Genomic DNA, 214 nt, shown 5'->3' on the forward strand with positions numbered 1-214 from the left:
CTCCACCTTTGAGGTTCACATCCGCTGGAATTTCGACTACATAGTTTCCTGTTTCATCTACTGTTCCTGTCACTGTTACTCCTTCTGGGAATGTTACTTTGATTGTTGAACCTGGTTCACCTGTTCCGCTAATTTGCGTTGATTCACTTGTTACTTCTTCCGCCGTTGGTGCTTCTGGCGCTGTTGTATCTACGACTATTGTCTTCGCTTCTGG

General features: G+C 45.3%; 1 protein-coding gene. It reads right to left on the reverse strand.

Annotation, left to right across the window (positions count from 1 at the left end):
• A partial coding sequence (locus tag ACSULM_RS12535) for an Ig-like domain-containing protein (RefSeq protein ID WP_436863134.1) occupies positions 1 to 214 on the reverse strand: 214 nt, incomplete at both ends.

This window comes from Staphylococcus caeli (assembly GCF_051413795.1).
In the GTDB taxonomy this organism is placed as follows: Bacteria; Bacillota; Bacilli; order Staphylococcales; family Staphylococcaceae; genus Staphylococcus; species Staphylococcus caeli_A.